The organism is Chryseobacterium sp. CFS15, assembly GCF_031118795.1.
In the GTDB taxonomy this organism is placed as follows: Bacteria; Bacteroidota; Bacteroidia; order Flavobacteriales; family Weeksellaceae; genus Chryseobacterium; species Chryseobacterium indoltheticum.
The window spans coordinates 133,782-149,518 of the sequence record NZ_JAVHYL010000003.1 but is presented as its reverse complement, the minus strand read 5'-3'; the positions used below and the strand labels follow the sequence as shown (position 1 = coordinate 149,518).

14 protein-coding genes are annotated in these 15,737 nt (G+C 35.1%); 9 read left to right on the top strand and 5 right to left on the bottom strand.

Going from position 1 to position 15,737, the window contains the following annotated elements; translation table 11 throughout:
* Window positions 1-17 precede the first annotated feature (17 nt).
* The 6 genes from argC to argH all read left to right on the top strand — a co-directional run bounded on the left by argC (window position 18) and on the right by argH (window position 6,931).
* Complete coding sequence (gene argC, locus OH814_RS05850; RefSeq protein WP_308827499.1) at window positions 18-983, top strand: N-acetyl-gamma-glutamyl-phosphate reductase; 966 nt, start codon at window positions 18-20, stop codon at window positions 981-983.
* 321 nt (window positions 984-1,304) lie between these two features.
* Window positions 1,305-2,444: an aminotransferase class III-fold pyridoxal phosphate-dependent enzyme gene (locus OH814_RS05845; RefSeq protein WP_308827498.1), complete on the top strand. Its 1,140-nt coding sequence runs from the start codon at window positions 1,305-1,307 to the stop codon at window positions 2,442-2,444.
* A gap of 14 nt (window positions 2,445-2,458) precedes the next feature.
* Window positions 2,459-3,418 carry an N-acetylornithine carbamoyltransferase gene (locus tag OH814_RS05840; protein ID WP_308827497.1) on the top strand — a complete coding sequence of 320 codons (960 nt, stop codon included), beginning with the start codon at window positions 2,459-2,461 and terminating at the stop codon, window positions 3,416-3,418.
* Between the two features lie 94 nt (window positions 3,419-3,512).
* On the top strand, window positions 3,513-4,307 hold the full coding sequence (gene argB, locus OH814_RS05835; RefSeq protein WP_308827496.1) for an acetylglutamate kinase: 795 nt from the start codon (window positions 3,513-3,515) through the stop codon (window positions 4,305-4,307).
* Complete coding sequence (locus OH814_RS05830) at window positions 4,282-5,364, top strand: M20 family metallo-hydrolase (RefSeq protein ID WP_308827495.1); 1,083 nt, start codon at window positions 4,282-4,284, stop codon at window positions 5,362-5,364. Before argB ends, OH814_RS05830 begins: the two co-directional genes overlap by 26 nt.
* 262 nt (window positions 5,365-5,626) lie before the next feature.
* Window positions 5,627-6,931, top strand: a complete 1,305-nt coding sequence (gene argH, locus OH814_RS05825) for an argininosuccinate lyase (RefSeq protein WP_308827494.1) — start codon at window positions 5,627-5,629, stop codon at window positions 6,929-6,931.
* A gap of 149 nt (window positions 6,932-7,080) precedes the next feature.
* Here argH and OH814_RS05820 read toward each other — a convergent pair whose 3' ends face one another.
* Window positions 7,081-7,542 carry an Lrp/AsnC family transcriptional regulator gene (locus OH814_RS05820; protein WP_076558886.1) on the bottom strand — a complete coding sequence of 154 codons (462 nt, stop codon included), beginning with the start codon at window positions 7,540-7,542 and terminating at the stop codon, window positions 7,081-7,083.
* A 242-nt stretch (window positions 7,543-7,784) separates the two neighbouring features.
* Here OH814_RS05820 and OH814_RS05815 point away from each other — a divergent pair, with 242 nt between their 5' ends.
* The 3 genes from OH814_RS05815 (at window position 7,785) to carB (ending at window position 13,251) form a co-directional block, all read left to right on the top strand.
* Window positions 7,785-8,675 carry an aspartate carbamoyltransferase catalytic subunit gene (locus OH814_RS05815; RefSeq protein ID WP_308827493.1) on the top strand — a complete coding sequence of 297 codons (891 nt, stop codon included), beginning with the start codon at window positions 7,785-7,787 and terminating at the stop codon, window positions 8,673-8,675.
* 137 nt (window positions 8,676-8,812) lie between these two features.
* Window positions 8,813-9,898: a carbamoyl phosphate synthase small subunit gene (locus tag OH814_RS05810; protein ID WP_076558882.1), complete on the top strand. Its 1,086-nt coding sequence runs from the start codon at window positions 8,813-8,815 to the stop codon at window positions 9,896-9,898.
* Window positions 9,899-10,068: 170 nt separating this feature from the next.
* Window positions 10,069-13,251 (top strand): carbamoyl-phosphate synthase large subunit, encoded by a 3,183-nt coding sequence (gene carB / locus OH814_RS05805; protein WP_201134653.1) that lies wholly within the window; start codon window positions 10,069-10,071, stop codon window positions 13,249-13,251.
* 49 nt (window positions 13,252-13,300) lie between these two features.
* Here the strand turns inward: carB and OH814_RS05800 are convergent, their stop codons facing one another.
* From OH814_RS05800 to OH814_RS05785, 4 genes are all read right to left on the bottom strand, one after another.
* Window positions 13,301-13,594, bottom strand: a complete 294-nt coding sequence (locus OH814_RS05800) for a type II toxin-antitoxin system RelE/ParE family toxin (RefSeq protein ID WP_308827492.1) — start codon at window positions 13,592-13,594, stop codon at window positions 13,301-13,303.
* Window positions 13,584-13,814, bottom strand: a complete 231-nt coding sequence (locus OH814_RS05795; RefSeq protein ID WP_279195271.1) for a hypothetical protein — start codon at window positions 13,812-13,814, stop codon at window positions 13,584-13,586. Before OH814_RS05795 ends, OH814_RS05800 begins: the two co-directional genes overlap by 11 nt.
* Window positions 13,815-13,873: 59 nt before the next feature.
* Window positions 13,874-14,656 (bottom strand): SDR family oxidoreductase, encoded by a 783-nt coding sequence (locus OH814_RS05790; RefSeq protein WP_308827491.1) that lies wholly within the window; start codon window positions 14,654-14,656, stop codon window positions 13,874-13,876.
* 246 nt (window positions 14,657-14,902) lie between these two features.
* Window positions 14,903-15,727 carry an amidohydrolase family protein gene (locus OH814_RS05785; protein ID WP_308827490.1) on the bottom strand — a complete coding sequence of 275 codons (825 nt, stop codon included), beginning with the start codon at window positions 15,725-15,727 and terminating at the stop codon, window positions 14,903-14,905.
* Window positions 15,728-15,737: the final 10 nt, after the last annotated feature.

Here is a 15,737-nt window from a genome sequence, read left to right as displayed (position 1 = left end):
CTGTGGAAAAAAGAAAAATGAAAAAAAATATCGGAATAATCGGTGCCAACGGCTACACAGGAAGTGAATTGGTTCGTCTGCTGGCTTTTCATCCCAATGTGACTTTGAGTTTTTTATATAGTCGTTCAAATTCGGGGACAAAGATTTCAGATTTGTACCCGGATTTAGCGACGGTTTGTGAAATGGTTTTGACGGACAAGCCTGAAGATGTAGATATTTTGTTTTTGTGTCTTCCTCACAAAGAAAGTCAGAATTGGCTGACTCAAAATGACATAAAAGATGATACGTTAATAATCGATTTAGGAAATGATTTCCGTTTAGATGGAAATTTGGAAAACAGAACTTTTATCTACGGATTACCAGAAATCAACAAAAAACAACTTTTAGGAGCAAAAAGCATTGCAAATCCGGGATGTTTTGCAACGGCGATCCAACTGGCTTTGCTTCCATTGGCTCAAAAAGGATTGTTGAATGAGGTTTACACAACGGGAATTACAGGTTCAACTGGTGCGGGCCAGTCTTTACAGCCGACTACGCATTTCACTTGGAGAAATGATAATATTTCGGCTTATAAAACTTTGACACATCAGCATGTGGATGAGATTTTACAGCAGTTAATTTCTTTTAATACGAATGAAATCAGTCTAAATTTTGTTCCATGGAGAGGGGATTTTGCGAGAGGAATTTTTACGAGTTCCACGGTGAAAACAGATTTAGAGCTTTCAGATATCAATCAATTGTATCAGGATTTTTATGCAGGTGAGCCTTTTGTAAGGGTAAGCGAAAAAGCAATTGATTTAAAACAGGTTGTCAACACCAATCGCTGTGTGATTCATATAGAAAAGAGTGGAAATGTTGCAGTTATTCACTCAGCGATTGACAATTTGTTGAAAGGAGCTTCCGGACAGGCAGTTCAAAACATGAATATTGCAATGGGTTGGGAAGAAAATTCAGGATTGAATTTGAAACCTGTCGCGTTTTAAATATGAATTAAAAATGTGAATTGTCAATAAGTCAATTGTGAATTTTAAAACTCGAATCAAAACCGACCTAGGAAGCGGAGGCGTTAAGAAATTTTAAAGAAATTCCGTTAAAAAATTTCTCTTGTTTGAGTGGCGGGCAAAAACATCATTAAGTAACAAACTCTACTTTCCGCCCGAGTTTTAGAAATTTTAGGAAATTGTTTAAAATTTTAGCCGTAGTTTCCAGTCTTGAACTTTTGTTTCTTTTGTTTCAAGACAAAAGAAAAATATAAGAAAGATGAAATCATTTCATCAAACATCAATTATCATTTATAAATAGACATGAATTTATTCGACGTATATCCATTATTCAACATCAATCCGGTAAAAGCCCAAGGATCATTTCTTTGGGACGATAAAGGAGAAAAATATCTTGATTTTTACGGAGGTCACGCGGTAATTTCCATTGGGCACAACCATCCGCATTATCAAACTCAATTAAAAAACCAATTAGATAAAATATCTTTTTATTCAAACTCGGTTCAGAATGAATTGCAGACTGAACTGGCTGAGAAATTAGGAAAGTTTTCAGGTTTGGAAGATTACAATCTGTTCTTGTGTAATTCAGGAGCTGAAGCGAACGAAAATGCTTTAAAATTAGCTTCTTTCCACAACGGAAAAAGCAAAGTATTGTATTTCTCAGGTTCGTTTCACGGAAGAACTTCAGCAGCGGTTTCTGTGACTGATAATCCTAAAATTGTTGCTCCCGTAAACTATGACGAAAGATTCATCAAATCTGAATGGAATAATATCGAGCAGCTTGAAGCGATTTTTGAAAAGCAAGGAAGCGAAATTTCATCTGTAATTATTGAAGGAATTCAGGGGGTTGGAGGAATTATGATTCCAACACTTGAATTTTTAAATAAAATTAAAGGGTTATGTGAAAAGAATAATACGGTTTTGATTTTAGATGAAGTTCAGTCAGGTTATGGAAGAAGCGGATGCTTCTTTGCTCATCAGGAATTTGGAATTGAAGCAGATATCATCACAACAGCCAAAGGAATGGGGAATGGTTTCCCGATTGGCGGTGTTTTGATTCACCCGAAATTTCAGGCAAGCAACGGTTTGCTGGGAACAACTTTTGGTGGAAATCATTTAGCTTGTGTTGCTGCCATTGCGGTTTTGGATGTAATGAAAGATGAGAATCTCATCGAAAATGCTAAGGAAATGGGCGAGTATATTGAAAATGAAATTAAAGATTTTCCACATATTAAAACGATTCGAAGGAAAGGCTTGATGATTGGAATTGAACTCGACAGGGATTGCTCAGAAGTGAGGAACAGCCTGTTGTACAATCATCATATTTTCACAGGAAACTCCAATGATAAAGCTGTGTTGAGGATTCTTCCGGCACTTAACATTAAAAAAGAAGAAACCGATATTTTTATTGGTTCTCTGAAAACTGTATTAGAAAATCTTTAAAATTAAAAATCAAAATGAAAAAATTCACCTCTGTAAGCGATATCGAAAACTTACAGGAAATTATAAAAAAAGCTTTACAAATTAAAGAAAATCCTCTTTCGGAAACCGAGAAAGGAAAAGGAAAAACAATCGGACTTGTGTTTTTAAATTCAAGTTTGAGAACACGTTTAAGCAGCCAGATTGCAGCTCAAAATTTAGGTTTAAATGTTTTGACGTTAAACGCAGTACAGGAAGCATGGAACTTAGAATTCGCAGATGGAGCTGTAATGAATGGCGATACTGTTGAACACATCAAAGATGCCATTGAAGTGTTAAATCAATATTGTGACATCATTGCAGTTCGTTGTTTTGCAGGAATGAAAAGTAAGGAAGATGATGTTAACGAAAGTATTTTAAGCCAGTTCGAGCAACATGCGAAAGTTCCGGTTATTTCATTGGAATCTGCAACTCGTCACCCGTTGCAAAGTTTGGCAGATTGCATCACGATTACTGAAAATTGGAATGAAGAACGAAAACCAAAAGTGGTGTTGACTTGGGCGCCTCACATCAAACCGATTGCTCATGCAGTAGGAAATTCTTTCGCAGAATGGATGCAGGAAATGGATGTTGAGTTGGTAATCGCAAATCCTAAAGGTTATGATTTAGATAAAAACTTCACGAAAGATGTAAAAGTGATACACAATCAAGATGAAGCGTTAAAAGATGCTGATTTTATTTATGTGAAAAACTGGTCGTCTTTTGATGATTACGCGACAATGCCTGAAGTGAAAGAAAACTGGATGCTAACGAATGAAAAATTAGCTAATACCAATCAGGGGAAAGTAATGCACTGTCTTCCCGTTCGTCGTAATGTAGAACTGAGCGATGAAGTGATGGATGGTGAAAATTCGATAATTTATCAACAGGCAAAAAACCGAATTTTCTCTGCACAAGCTGTTTTCTCTGAAATCTTGGATGGATTGAATTCTAAATAACTAAACCTCATAGGTTTCAAAAACCTATGAGGTTTTCACTCGCAAACCTTGTCAAGGTTTAAAACCTTGACAAGGTTCTCAAAAAAGGTTTGCAATGAAAGAAAAATTATACATCATAAAAATCGGCGGAGCATTAATCGATGATAAAGAATTATTGAATGAATTTCTGAAGCAGTTTTCCGAAATCAAGGAAAAAAAGATTCTTGTTCATGGAGGAGGAAAACTAGCAACCACATTGGCTGATAAATTAGGCGTTGAACAAAAAATGATCAACGGACGACGAATTACAGATAAAGATACGTTGGATATTGTGGCGATGGTGTATGCGGGAGGAATCAACAAAAATATTGTGGCAAAACTTCAGCAGAAAAAATGTAAAGCAATAGGTTTTTCGGGAGCTGATGCCAATTTAATTAAGGCTACAAAAAGAGAACACGCAGAAATTGATTTTGGATTTGTGGGTGATATTACCGAGAAAAGCGTGAACAAGAAATTAATCTCAAAATTGATTAAACTTAAATTGGTTCCGGTATTTTCAGCAATCACTCACGACAAAAAAGGAAATCTTTTCAATACCAATGCTGATACGATTGCTTCGGTAATTGCTCAGGCGTTGTCTTCAAAATATGATGTTGAATTGTTGTATTGCTTTGATAAATCAGGGGTTTTGGAAGATATTGAAAATCCTGAATCTGTTATAAAAAATATTTCTGAACAAGAATTTTCTGTTTTAAAAAATGAAGGAAAACTTCACAAAGGAATTTTACCCAAACTTGAAAACGCTCTTGGAGCCATAAAAAACAATGTAAATAAGGTGTTCTTAATCAAAGAAACCGAGCTGAAAAACCATATAGAAAACCATCATGCAGGAACTGAAATCTGTTTATAGTAAAGAAGAGTTACTGAATAACGCAGTAGATTTGTTGAAAAAACTGATTGAAATTCCGTCGTTCAGCAAAGATGAATTTAATACGTCTGTGGAAATTGAAAATTTTTTCAATAAAAACAATATTCCGACAAAACGTTTTAAAAATAACATCTGGGCGGTGAACAAAAATTTTGATGTTTTCAAACCGTCAATTTTGCTGAATACGCATCATGATACGGTAAAACCGAATAAAGCGTATACTTTAGATCCGTTTTTAGCGATTGAAAAAGATGGAAAGTTATTTGGATTGGGAAGTAATGATGCAGGAGCTTCTTTGGTTTCGATGGCACAGGTTTTTTTATATTTTTATGATAAAGAAGATTTAAAATATAATTTAATTATTGCTTTGACGGCTGAGGAGGAGATTTCTGGTTTTGACGGAATTGAAGCTTTATTTCCCCAACTACCCAATATCGAGCTCGCCATTGTGGGAGAACCGACGCAGATGAATTTGGCGATTGCCGAAAAAGGATTATTGGTTATCGACGGGGAAATGAAGGGCACTCCTTCTCACGCTGCTCATCCGAACAACGATAATTCGATTGTGAAATGTATGGAAGATTTGCAGCAAATTTTAAGCTTTAAATTTCCAAAAGTTTCTGATTATTTAGGGGAAGTTAAAATTACCTTGTCGGGAATTCATGCTGGAGTTCAACATAATGTAGTTCCGGAATCTTGTGCTTTTACTTTAGATGTTAGGGTTACGGATGAATATTCCAATAAAGAAGCATTTGAGATCATTCAATCGCAGATGAAATCAACTTTGACAGCAAGGTCTTTTAGATTAAATTCTTCAAAAATCGAAATGGATCATCGTTTTGTACAGGCGGGTTTGGAAATTGGGAGGACAACTTACGGTTCGCCAACTTCATCAGATCAGGCAATTATTCCGTGTACATCGGTGAAACTCGGTCCGGGTGACAGCACACGTTCTCATACCGCGGATGAATTTATTTTCATCGAAGAAATTGCGGAGGGAATTGAAATTTATATTAAGATTTTGGAGAAAGTTTTATAGGCTGAAAGCTGGAAGAAGGATGATGGAAGTTTTTAAACCGACCTAGGAAACGGAGGCGTTAAGAAAATTTAAATTTAATCCGTTAAAAAATTCCCACTGTTTGAGCACGAGAAGAATTCTGAACCGAAGAACTCATGTTGATTCGTGCGAGTTTTGGGGATTTTAGGATTCAATTTAAATTTTTAGCCGGAGTTTCCAGTCTTGAATTTTTGTTTCTTTTGTTTCAAGACAAAAGAAAAATTAATGTTTTAAAGAAAAAATTATGAAAAAAATATGGCAAAAAGATGACAATGCCACCAACATATTAGTCAATAAATTTACAGTCGGGAAAGATCTTGATTTTGATGAACGTTTAGCAAAATATGATGTCAAAGGTTCAATGGCGCATTGTAAAATGTTGGCAGAAGTTGGAATCATTTCCAATGAAGAATCGAAGCACATGTTGTATGTTTTGGAAGAAATTTTAAATGATATCGAAAACGGAACTTTTGAAATCGATAAAAATGCGGAAGATATTCATTCGCAGATTGAATCTATTTTAATTGAAAAATTAGGCGATACAGGAAAGAAAATTCATACGGCAAGATCAAGAAATGATCAGGTTTTGGTGGATATAAAACTTTATTTGGTGGATGAAATCCGTGAGATTACAACTTTGACGGATGAATTCTTTCAAATATTAATTAAACTGGCAGATCAGCATAAAAATGTTCTTCTTCCCGGATATACGCATTTGCAAATCGCAATGCCTTCATCGTTTGGATTGTGGTTTGGAGCGTATGCAGAAGCATTGTTGGATGATGTTGAAATGCTTTTCTCGGTTAAAAATATCAGTAATAAAAATCCATTAGGTTCGGCGGCGGGTTATGGCTCATCTTTTCCGATTGATCGTGAAAGTACAACCTATAATTTAGGTTTTAAATCGATGAATTATAATTCAGTTTACGCTCAAATGACGCGTGGAAAATCAGAGAAAATGTTGTCGATGGCAATGGCAACTTTGGCGGGAACGCTTGGGAAATTTGCGTATGATGTTTGTTTATATTTAAGTCAAAACTTCGATTTTATAAGTTTTCCTAAAGAGTTTACGACAGGAAGCAGCATTATGCCACACAAGAAAAATCCCGATATTTTTGAGTTGGTTCGTGCACGTTGCAACAGAATTCAGTCATTACCGAATGAATTTATTTTGTTAACAAATAATCTTCCTTCAGGCTATCAACGAGATATGCAGTTGACGAAAGAAATTCTTTTCCCTGCAATCGATTCTTTGAAAGAATGCCTTGAAATTTTAAGTTATACATTACCAAATATTCAGGTGAAAGATGGTATTTTGGAAGATGAAAAGTACAAATATCTTTTCAGCGTAGAAAAAATCAATGAGGAAGTGAAAAACGGAAGCTCGTTCCGTGATGCGTATGTAAAAGTAGGACAGGAGATTGAAAAGAATGAGTTTGATTTTGAAATAGGAAATCTAAATCATAGTCATCAGGGAAGTATAGGAAATCTTTGTTTAGATAAAATAGAATATCAGTTTAATAAATTGAAAAATAAACTATTGGGTTGAAAATTAGTTTAAACCATTAACGTGAATTTAAGGATTAAGAATAGTTAAGATTCGCAGACGAATAATGACGCAATGCTTAAAAATTCTTTAGATTTTCTTAATTAACCTTAACTACTTCAAAAATCTTAATGGTTCAATTTTAAAAATTTTTAACCTAAATCAATCTTAAACTTAGTTGATTTTTTAACTTCGTGAAGAACAATCGAGCTGTGGTATTGCCCGATGTTTGGAATGTTTGATATGATGTTTACAGCAAATTCATTATAAGAATTAATATCCTTTGCAATGATTTTCAACATATAATCATATTCGCCGGAAAGGCTGATGATTTCCTGAACTTCATCGTGTTTTCCGATGTTTTTTTCGAATGTTTCAAGAACTTTTTGAGATTGTTCTTTTAGACGAACATTGCAATAGACAACAATATTTAAACCTAGCTTTTCACGGTTCAAAAGACCAACATATTTCTCAATAATCCCCTGTTTCTCCAATTGTTTGATACGTTCATACGTCGGAGTAAAGGTAAGACCGATCTTTTCTGCAATTTCTTTTACAGAATAAGTAGAGTCTTCCTGAATAATACTGAGAATCATTTTGTCTTTTAAATCCATATAATAGGGTTGAGTTTGAAACAAAAATAGGATTTAAATATGAAAATAAAAAAAGAATAGAGTTTTTTAATTTAATGGAATTTTGATTTTGTCAGTTCGTTGAAATGTTATATCTTTGCACCTAATGAATAACACAGTATTTATATCATTAGAATTACCGGGCGTAGACGCCCTTTACGATATTTATTTATTTTAAGCGAAGATATTTTCTTCGCTTTTTTTTTGTAAAAAATTAAGATATTATGTTTACGATTACAGAACTAAGCACCGAGAGAATCAATAGGATAGTAACAGAAGCATTGGCTTTTGCAAACGGAAAAACCGCCAAAATTGAAGGGGAAATTTTTTGTTCAAATCTTTTCTTCGAAGACAGTACGAGAACCAAAACAAGTTTTGATATTGCCGAAAGAAAACTAGGTTTACAGGTCGTTCCTTTTGATGCTTCAAACAGTTCTGTTAATAAAGGTGAAAGTTTATATGATACGGTAAAGACAATCGAAAGTTTGGGAGTAAACTTAGTCGTAATTAGAGATAAAAAAGATAGATATTTTGAAGAATTAAAAAATATCAATATTCCTATAATCAACGGAGGAGACGGTACAGGAAACCACCCTTCACAATGTATGCTGGATTTAATGACGATTTATCAGGAATTTGGAAAGTTCGAAGGTTTAAAAATAGGAATTGTAGGAGACGTAAAACACAGCAGGGTTGCCAACTCAAATGCAGAAGCTTTAAGAAGATTAGGTGCAAAAGTTTACTTCTCAGGACCAGAACAATGGTTTGACGAAGGAGCTTTAATTAACGGTACTTATCTTTCTGTTGATGAATTGATTAAAGAAGTTGATGTTTTGATGTTATTAAGAATTCAACACGAAAGGCACGATGCAAAAATGAGCTTTTCTGCGTCAGATTACCACAGAAAATATGGCTTAACGAAAGAAAGAGAAAAAGCAATGAAAAAAGAAGCGATCATCATGCATCCTGCGCCTATCAACAGAGGAGTTGAAATTGATACAGATTTGGTGGAATGCGACCGTTCGAGAATCTTCAAACAGATGCAGAACGGTGTTTTCGCAAGAATGGCAATTTTAAAAGAAGCTTTGGAAGGACAAGGATTTAGCTTTAAGTAGAGCCAAGGAAAAAGTATAAAGTTAAAAGCATCCACAAAATTCCACTCCTTTGGAGGGGTGGCGAAAATTCAAAGAATTTTTGACGGGGTGGTTAAAGAATTAAATAGAAAGTAAAAAAGAATAAAGAGATAAAGAAAATGAAGAAAAAATTAATACTGGAGTCCGGTGAAGTGTTTCATGGAGAAGGTTTCGGAGCAGAATTGGAAACTGCAGGCGAAGTAGTTTTCAATACCGGAATGACAGGGTATCAGGAACTGATTTCTGACCCGTCTTATTGCGGTCAGATTGTTTGTATGACCTATCCGCTTATCGGAAACTATGGGATTAATAGAGATGATTATGAGAGTATAGAGCCGGCTATCAAAGGTCTTATTGTAAAAGAGCTTTGTGATTTGCCTTCGAATTTCCGTACTCAGATTACTTTAGATGAATTATTTAAAAAGAAAAACCTTTCAGGAATTTCAGGAATTGATACCAGAAGACTGACAAGAATTCTTCGTAACTCTGGAGTGGTAAAAGGAAAAATTGTAAACGCTGATGCTGAAAATGATACAATCGTTTCAGAATTAAAATCAACGACTTTCCCAACCAATCAGGTGGAGCAGGTTTCTACAAAAACGCCTTATGCAAACCCAGGAAGAGGGTTTAAAGTAGTACTTGTAGATTTTGGTTCTAAATTAGGAATTATCAGAGAGTTATCTCAAAGAAATTGTGATATTATCGTAGTTTCACATGATACAACAGCTGAAGACATTTTATTAATGAATCCTGACGGAATCATGCTTTCAAACGGTCCCGGAGATCCTGAAGATAACCCGAAAGCATTAGAAATGATTCGTGGATTATTAGGAAAAGTTCCAATCTTCGGAATCTGTTTAGGACACCAATTAATAGGTTTAGCTTGTGGAGCAAAGACTTTCAAATTAAAATTCGGTCACAGAGGAGGAAATCATCCGGTTTTAGATTTAGAGAAAAATAAAGTGGCCATCACTTCTCAAAATCACGGGTATGCAGTTGATCAGGAAAGCCTTAAAGAAACAGATTTAATAGAAACGCATATCGCATTGAACGACAGAACAAATGAAGGTCTGAAACATAAAATTCACCCTTGCTTCTCAGTTCAGTATCACCCGGAAGCGAGCCCAGGCCCTGAAGATGCAAACTACTTATTTGATGATTTCATTAATTTAATGGAAGATTTTAAGAATAAGAAGAGTCAGTAAGAAGTTAGTTGTCATTCAGAACTAAGCGAAAGCACAGTGAAGAATCTCTACAAAGAAAATTTAGATTCCTACGGAATGACAAAAGACCGAAATAAATCAGATAAAAAGTAAAAAATATAAAGTTTAGAATCTTGGCTCTTTGCTCTTGATTCTTTAATCTAAAATATAAAATGGCAAAACGTACAGATATAAAAACAATTTTAGTAATCGGTTCAGGACCTATCATCATTGGTCAGGCAGCGGAATTTGATTACGCAGGAACGCAGGCTTGTCTGTCTTTGAGAGAAGAAGGCTACAAAGTGATTTTGATTAATTCAAACCCTGCAACGATCATGACAGATGTTGAAATCGCTGATAAAGTATACATCGAGCCGATTTCACTTCAGTTTGTAAGTCACATCATCAGAAAAGAGCGTCCAGATGCACTTTTACCTACTCTTGGTGGACAAACAGGTTTGAACATGGCGGTAGAATTGGAAAAATCAGGAATTCTTGAAGAATGTAAAGTGGAAGTTCTTGGAACTACCCTTTCAGCAATCAACAGAGCGGAAGACAGAGATCTTTTCCGTGAATTGATGAGAGAATTGAACGAACCCGTTCCTGAATCTGATATCGTAAATACGGTGGAAGGAGCAATCAATTTTGCTAATGAAATTGGGTATCCGGTAATTGTTCGTCCTGCCTTCACAATGGGCGGAACAGGTGGTGGAATCGCTGCTACTGAAGCCGAATTAAAAGAAATTGCAGAATTAGGATTAAAATATAGTCCGGTTACTCAATGTTTGATTGAAAGATCAATTGCAGGTTTCAAAGAAATTGAATACGAAGTAATGCGTGATGCAAACGACAACGCGATTGTGGTTTGTAACATGGAAAATATAGATCCGGTTGGGGTTCACACTGGTGACTCAATCGTTGTGGCACCTTCTCAAACACTTTCTGACAGAGAATATCAACTGTTGAGAAACGCTTCGTTAAAAATCATCAGAGCTTTAGGAATTGAGGGTGGTTGTAACGTACAGTTGGCTTTAGACCCACATTCATTCGAATATTATATCATCGAGGTGAATCCGAGAGTTTCTCGTTCATCGGCTTTGGCAAGTAAAGCAACTGGTTATCCAATTGCTAAAATTGCTGCAAAAATTGCGGTAGGATTGACTTTAGATGAAATCATGAATCCGGTTACCGGAACATCTTACGCTTGTTTTGAGCCGGCTTTAGATTATGTGGTAACTAAATTCCCAAGATTCCCATTCGATAAATTCGAAACAGCAGACAGAAGATTATCAACTCAGATGAAAGCGACGGGTGAAGTAATGGCTATCGGAAGAAATTTCGAAGAATCTTTACAAAAAGCAATCCGTTCTCTTGAAACTGGAATTAAACATATTGGTTTAAAAACAAAACAGGCAGAAGCACTTACTGCAGAAGAAATCGAAAGAAGAATCAGAGTTTGTGATGACGAAAGATTATTTATCATCGGTGATGCTTTAAGAAGAGGCTACGACTGGGAACAGATCGTGGAATGGAGTAAAATAGACAAATTCTTTATCTGGAAAATCAAGAAATTAATTGATTTCGAAAAAGTTATTGCTGATAATAAATTTGATTTAGAAACTTTAATTCAGGCTAAAAAATTAGGTTTCGCAGATGTAAATATCGCTGTTCTTTGGGATGTAAAAGAACGTGAAATCTTCAATTTCAGAAAAGAAAACGGAGTAATGCCGGTTTACAAAATGGTAGATACTTGTGCTGCTGAATTTGAATCTGAAACTCCATATTTCTACGGAACTTACGAAGAGGAAAACGAAAGTGTAGCTTCAGACAAAGAAAAAATCATCGTTTTGGGTTCTGGACCAATCAGAATCGGACAAGGGGTTGAGTTTGATTACGCAACAGTTCATTCGGTTTGGGCAATCAAAGAAATGGGTTATGAAGCGATTATCATCAACAACAATCCTGAAACAGTTTCTACAGACTTCTCAATTTCAGATAAATTATACTTCGAACCTTTAACGGAAGAAGATGTAATGAATATCATCGAGCTTGAAAAACCAAAAGGTGTTGTGGTACAGTTTGGTGGACAAACAGCAATTAATTTAGCTGATAAATTGGCAGCTCACGGAGTTCAGATCTTGGGAACTTCTTTGGAAGACCTTGACAGAGCTGAAAACAGAGATAAATTTGAAAAAGCCCTTCAGGAAATGGGAATTCCTCAGCCTTTAGGAAAAACTTCAACATCAAAAGAAGAAGCGATAAAAATCGCTAATGAGATTGGCTATCCGGTATTGGTTCGTCCAAGCTACGTTTTGGGAGGTAGAGCAATGGAAATTGTTTACACTGAAGCAGAACTTTCTCATTATATGGAATTTGCGGTAGATGCAAGTCCGGAACACCCTGTTTTGGTCGACAGATATATGGTTGGGAAAGAAATTGAAGTAGATGCGATTTGCGACGGTGAAACGGTAATTATTCCAGGAATTATGGAGCATATCGAAAGAGCGGGAGTTCACTCCGGAGACTCGATTGCAGTTTATCCTCCACAGAATATTTCACAAAGCGAAGTTGATACTTTGGTAGATTACACACAAAGATTGGCTAAAGGTTTGAAAGTGATTGGGTTAATGAATATTCAATACGTTCTTTTTGAAGGAAATGTATATGTAATTGAAGTGAATCCACGTTCATCTAGAACAGTTCCTTTCTTATCTAAAATCACGGAAGTTCCAATGGCAAACTTAGCTACAAAAGCGATTTTAGGACAAAAACTAACAGATTTAGGATACAAAAACGGATTGGTTCCAAATAAAGAGGGTGTTTTTGTAAAAGTTCCGGTATTCTCTTTCTCAAAATTAACGAAAGTTGACATCTCTTTAGGCCCAGAAATGAAGTCTACAGGAGAGGTAATGGGGAAAGATACCACTTTAGAAAAAGCGCTTTACAAAGGATTGGTTGCTGCAGGAAGAAAAGTACCGATGCACGGTTCAATCCTATTTACAGTTGCTGATAAACATAAGCAAGAAGCGGCAGATCTGGCAGCAAGATTCCATGAAGTTGGTTTCAGAATCTGGGCAACGGAAGGAACTGCAAAATTTTTCGGAGAACAAGGGATTCCTTGTAAAATAGGATACAAAATAGGAGAGGAAAGCGTCAACTTAATCGATTTGATTCAAAAAGGAAAAGTTCAATACGTTGTCAACACCATGACGAAAGGAAAACAGTCTGAAAGAGACGGTTTCCAGATCAGAAGAATGAGTGTGGAAAATGGTGTTCCTTGTTTAACATCGATGGATACAGTTGAAGCAATCTTGAAAGTGATTGAAAGCATGAGCTTTAAGATGGAAACGATGTAGTTTTCAGATTGAGATAAATTGAAAGCGGGAGAACAATCTTCCGCTTTTTTTATGGATATTTTTCAGGATTTTGCGAGGTGTGAAAAACTCTTGAAATAACAATGACTTTAGCATTTTTATTTATTGTGTAAAATATCAGAAAGGGATATTTCTTCATTAATTTTCCATGAAAATCCTCAAACCAAATTTTAAAATAAGGATTTCTAGAAATTGTGTTTAAACTTGATTTAAAATCTTTGAAAAAATTATCTGCAACTTTTTTATTGACTTTAGTTCTGTAGTAAAGATAAGCATGTTCTACATCTGCTTTTGCTTCGTCAGATACGATCAACTTAAATTTCATATTTTGAACTCATTTCATTAAGAAAAGTATCAATGTCAGTATGCTGCTCGTACGACCTTTTCTTTATTTCCTGAAGACTTTCTTTTTGTTCATCAGAAAGTTTAAAATTATTGTCTTCGTCTTCCAAAAGACCTTCTATATACCCCAAAATTCTTTCCAAAACATTTTCTGGTGCGTCTTTAAGAATTTTATTGATGTTTTTTAATGTAGCAGATTCCATCCTTTTTGTTTTAAACAAATTTATAAATTTATTTGAATTTAATAAAATTACACTTGTCATTACCCCAAACTCCTGTCCAAATGCACATATCCACCATCCACATGAATCAGTTGCCCCGTTGTATGAGAAGATTTTTCTGATAGGAGAAACGCAGCCATATTAGCAATTTCTTCCGAAGTTGTCATTCGTTTTTCAAATGGTATTTTTGAAGTAATACTTTTCAGTTTTTCTTCGGGATTTTCAAATGTAGAAATCCACGATTCGTAAAGCGGTGTCCATGCTTCAGCAACAATGATCGCATTTACACGAATGCTGTAAGGTAAAAGCTCTACTGCCCATTCTCTTGTTAAAGCATTTCTTGCGCCATTTGCAGCGGCATAGCCTGACGTTCCGCCTTGTCCGGTTTCTGCTGTCTTGCTGCCGATATTTACAATGGAACCTTTGCTTTCTTTAAGATAGGGAAGTGCATGATGCACCAAAAGATAATAATGCACTACATTTTTGTGATATGATGCAAGAAACCCTTCATACGAACCGTTTTCCAGACCAATACCATCGTTGACACCAGCATTATTGACAATTCCATCTATTTTGCCATATTTTTTTACAACTTCATCGATTGCTTTTTTGCATTCATCGGGTTGGCAAAGTTCAGCGGTAACAAAATCAGCTTTTCCTCCAAGATTCTGGATTTCCTGAATAGCTTTTTTGTTGTCGTCTTCGTTTCTGCCAATGATTATTGGTAACGCATTTTCTTCGGCTAAGATTTTTGCAATGGCGTTTCCTATGCCTTTTGCACCGCCGCTTACGATGATTATTTTATGGTCAAGATGTAAGTTCATAATTTGAATTTAATTTTATTAAAGCGTTTTTTAAACGCAAAGGGCGCAAAGATTTTTTTTAACTACTAATTGTTTTTAAGTTCGCAAAGGCGTTCTACTTAGCAAAGACCACAAAGTTTTTATGTATAAAATTTTCAAAATATAAATCGAAGATTTTTAAAACTTATATTTTCTTTTTAACATTTAAATGATAAACTTAAAATAATTAATGTGTTAATCTTTTGTCACTTTTGCGGTAATAAAAAATTATAATTTGTAAAACTTCATTGCATTTCCAGAGAAAAAAAGCTGTTGTTCTTCTTTTGAAAACTGACTCACATATTTTGAAATCAATTCCAGCCACAAAGCATAATTTCCTCCTAATAACATGACAGGCCAATCGCTTCCGAAAACTGTACGCGTAATTCCGAATTTTAAAAAAATAAAATCCAAAATTTCAAAAATTGATTTCTCATCAATCATATTCCAGTTTCCTTGTGTTAAAAGTCCCGAAATTTTACAATAGATATTTGGGTTTTGAGCCAATTCTGAAATGTTAGATTTCCAGTCTTTTAAATAATTTGATTTAAGATCTGGTTTCCCGCAATGATCTAAAATAAAAGGTTGGTCTGGTAATTTTTCTGAAAGTTTCGCTGCATCCGAAAGCTGATCCTGTCTCAACAAAATATCGAAAGTAAAGCCATTTTGATGAAGTGCAGCGATTCCGTTGAGTACATTTTTTTGAAGTAAAAAATCAAGTTTTTCTCCTTCAGCGATATGTCTGAAACCTTTAATGAGTTTTTCAGATTGATAGTTTTGAAGCGATTCTTCAAGTTTTTCAGAAGTTAAATCAATCCACCCGACAATACCTTTAATAAAAGAATTTTCTTTAGCTAAATTGACCAAAAAAGCCGTTTCTTCATCGCTTTGATCCGCCTGAACCGCAATGCAACCATCAATGCTATTTTCATTTAAATATAAAGAAAAATCTTCCGGCAGAAAGTCCTTTCGGATTACAGCCATATCTTTCGTAATCCATGCATCCCGAACCGGATTAAATTTCCAAAAATGTACGTGAGAATCAATAATCATATTTAATTAT

What these genes read in the sequence shown, in the direction of transcription:
- OH814_RS05830 (WP_308827495.1), top strand. Translation starts at nt 4,282, where the DNA reads ATGCAGGAACTGAAATCTGTTTATAGTAAAGAAGAGTTACTGAATAAC.
- OH814_RS05820 (WP_076558886.1), bottom strand. Translation starts at nt 7,542, where the DNA reads ATGGATTTAAAAGACAAAATGATTCTCAGTATTATTCAGGAAGACTCT.
- OH814_RS05810 (WP_076558882.1), top strand. Translation starts at nt 8,813, where the DNA reads ATGAAGAAAAAATTAATACTGGAGTCCGGTGAAGTGTTTCATGGAGAA.
- OH814_RS05790 (WP_308827491.1), bottom strand. Translation starts at nt 14,656, where the DNA reads ATGAACTTACATCTTGACCATAAAATAATCATCGTAAGCGGCGGTGCA.
- OH814_RS05785 (WP_308827490.1), bottom strand. Translation starts at nt 15,727, where the DNA reads ATGATTATTGATTCTCACGTACATTTTTGGAAATTTAATCCGGTTCGG.
- argB (WP_308827496.1), top strand. Translation starts at nt 3,513, where the DNA reads ATGAAAGAAAAATTATACATCATAAAAATCGGCGGAGCATTAATCGAT.
- argC (WP_308827499.1), top strand. Translation starts at nt 18, where the DNA reads ATGAAAAAAAATATCGGAATAATCGGTGCCAACGGCTACACAGGAAGT.
- argH (WP_308827494.1), top strand. Translation starts at nt 5,627, where the DNA reads ATGAAAAAAATATGGCAAAAAGATGACAATGCCACCAACATATTAGTC.
- OH814_RS05815 (WP_308827493.1), top strand. Translation starts at nt 7,785, where the DNA reads ATGTTTACGATTACAGAACTAAGCACCGAGAGAATCAATAGGATAGTA.
- OH814_RS05840 (WP_308827497.1), top strand. Translation starts at nt 2,459, where the DNA reads ATGAAAAAATTCACCTCTGTAAGCGATATCGAAAACTTACAGGAAATT.
- OH814_RS05800 (WP_308827492.1), bottom strand. Translation starts at nt 13,594, where the DNA reads ATGAAATTTAAGTTGATCGTATCTGACGAAGCAAAAGCAGATGTAGAA.
- OH814_RS05795 (WP_279195271.1), bottom strand. Translation starts at nt 13,814, where the DNA reads ATGGAATCTGCTACATTAAAAAACATCAATAAAATTCTTAAAGACGCA.
- OH814_RS05845 (WP_308827498.1), top strand. Translation starts at nt 1,305, where the DNA reads ATGAATTTATTCGACGTATATCCATTATTCAACATCAATCCGGTAAAA.
- carB (WP_201134653.1), top strand. Translation starts at nt 10,069, where the DNA reads ATGGCAAAACGTACAGATATAAAAACAATTTTAGTAATCGGTTCAGGA.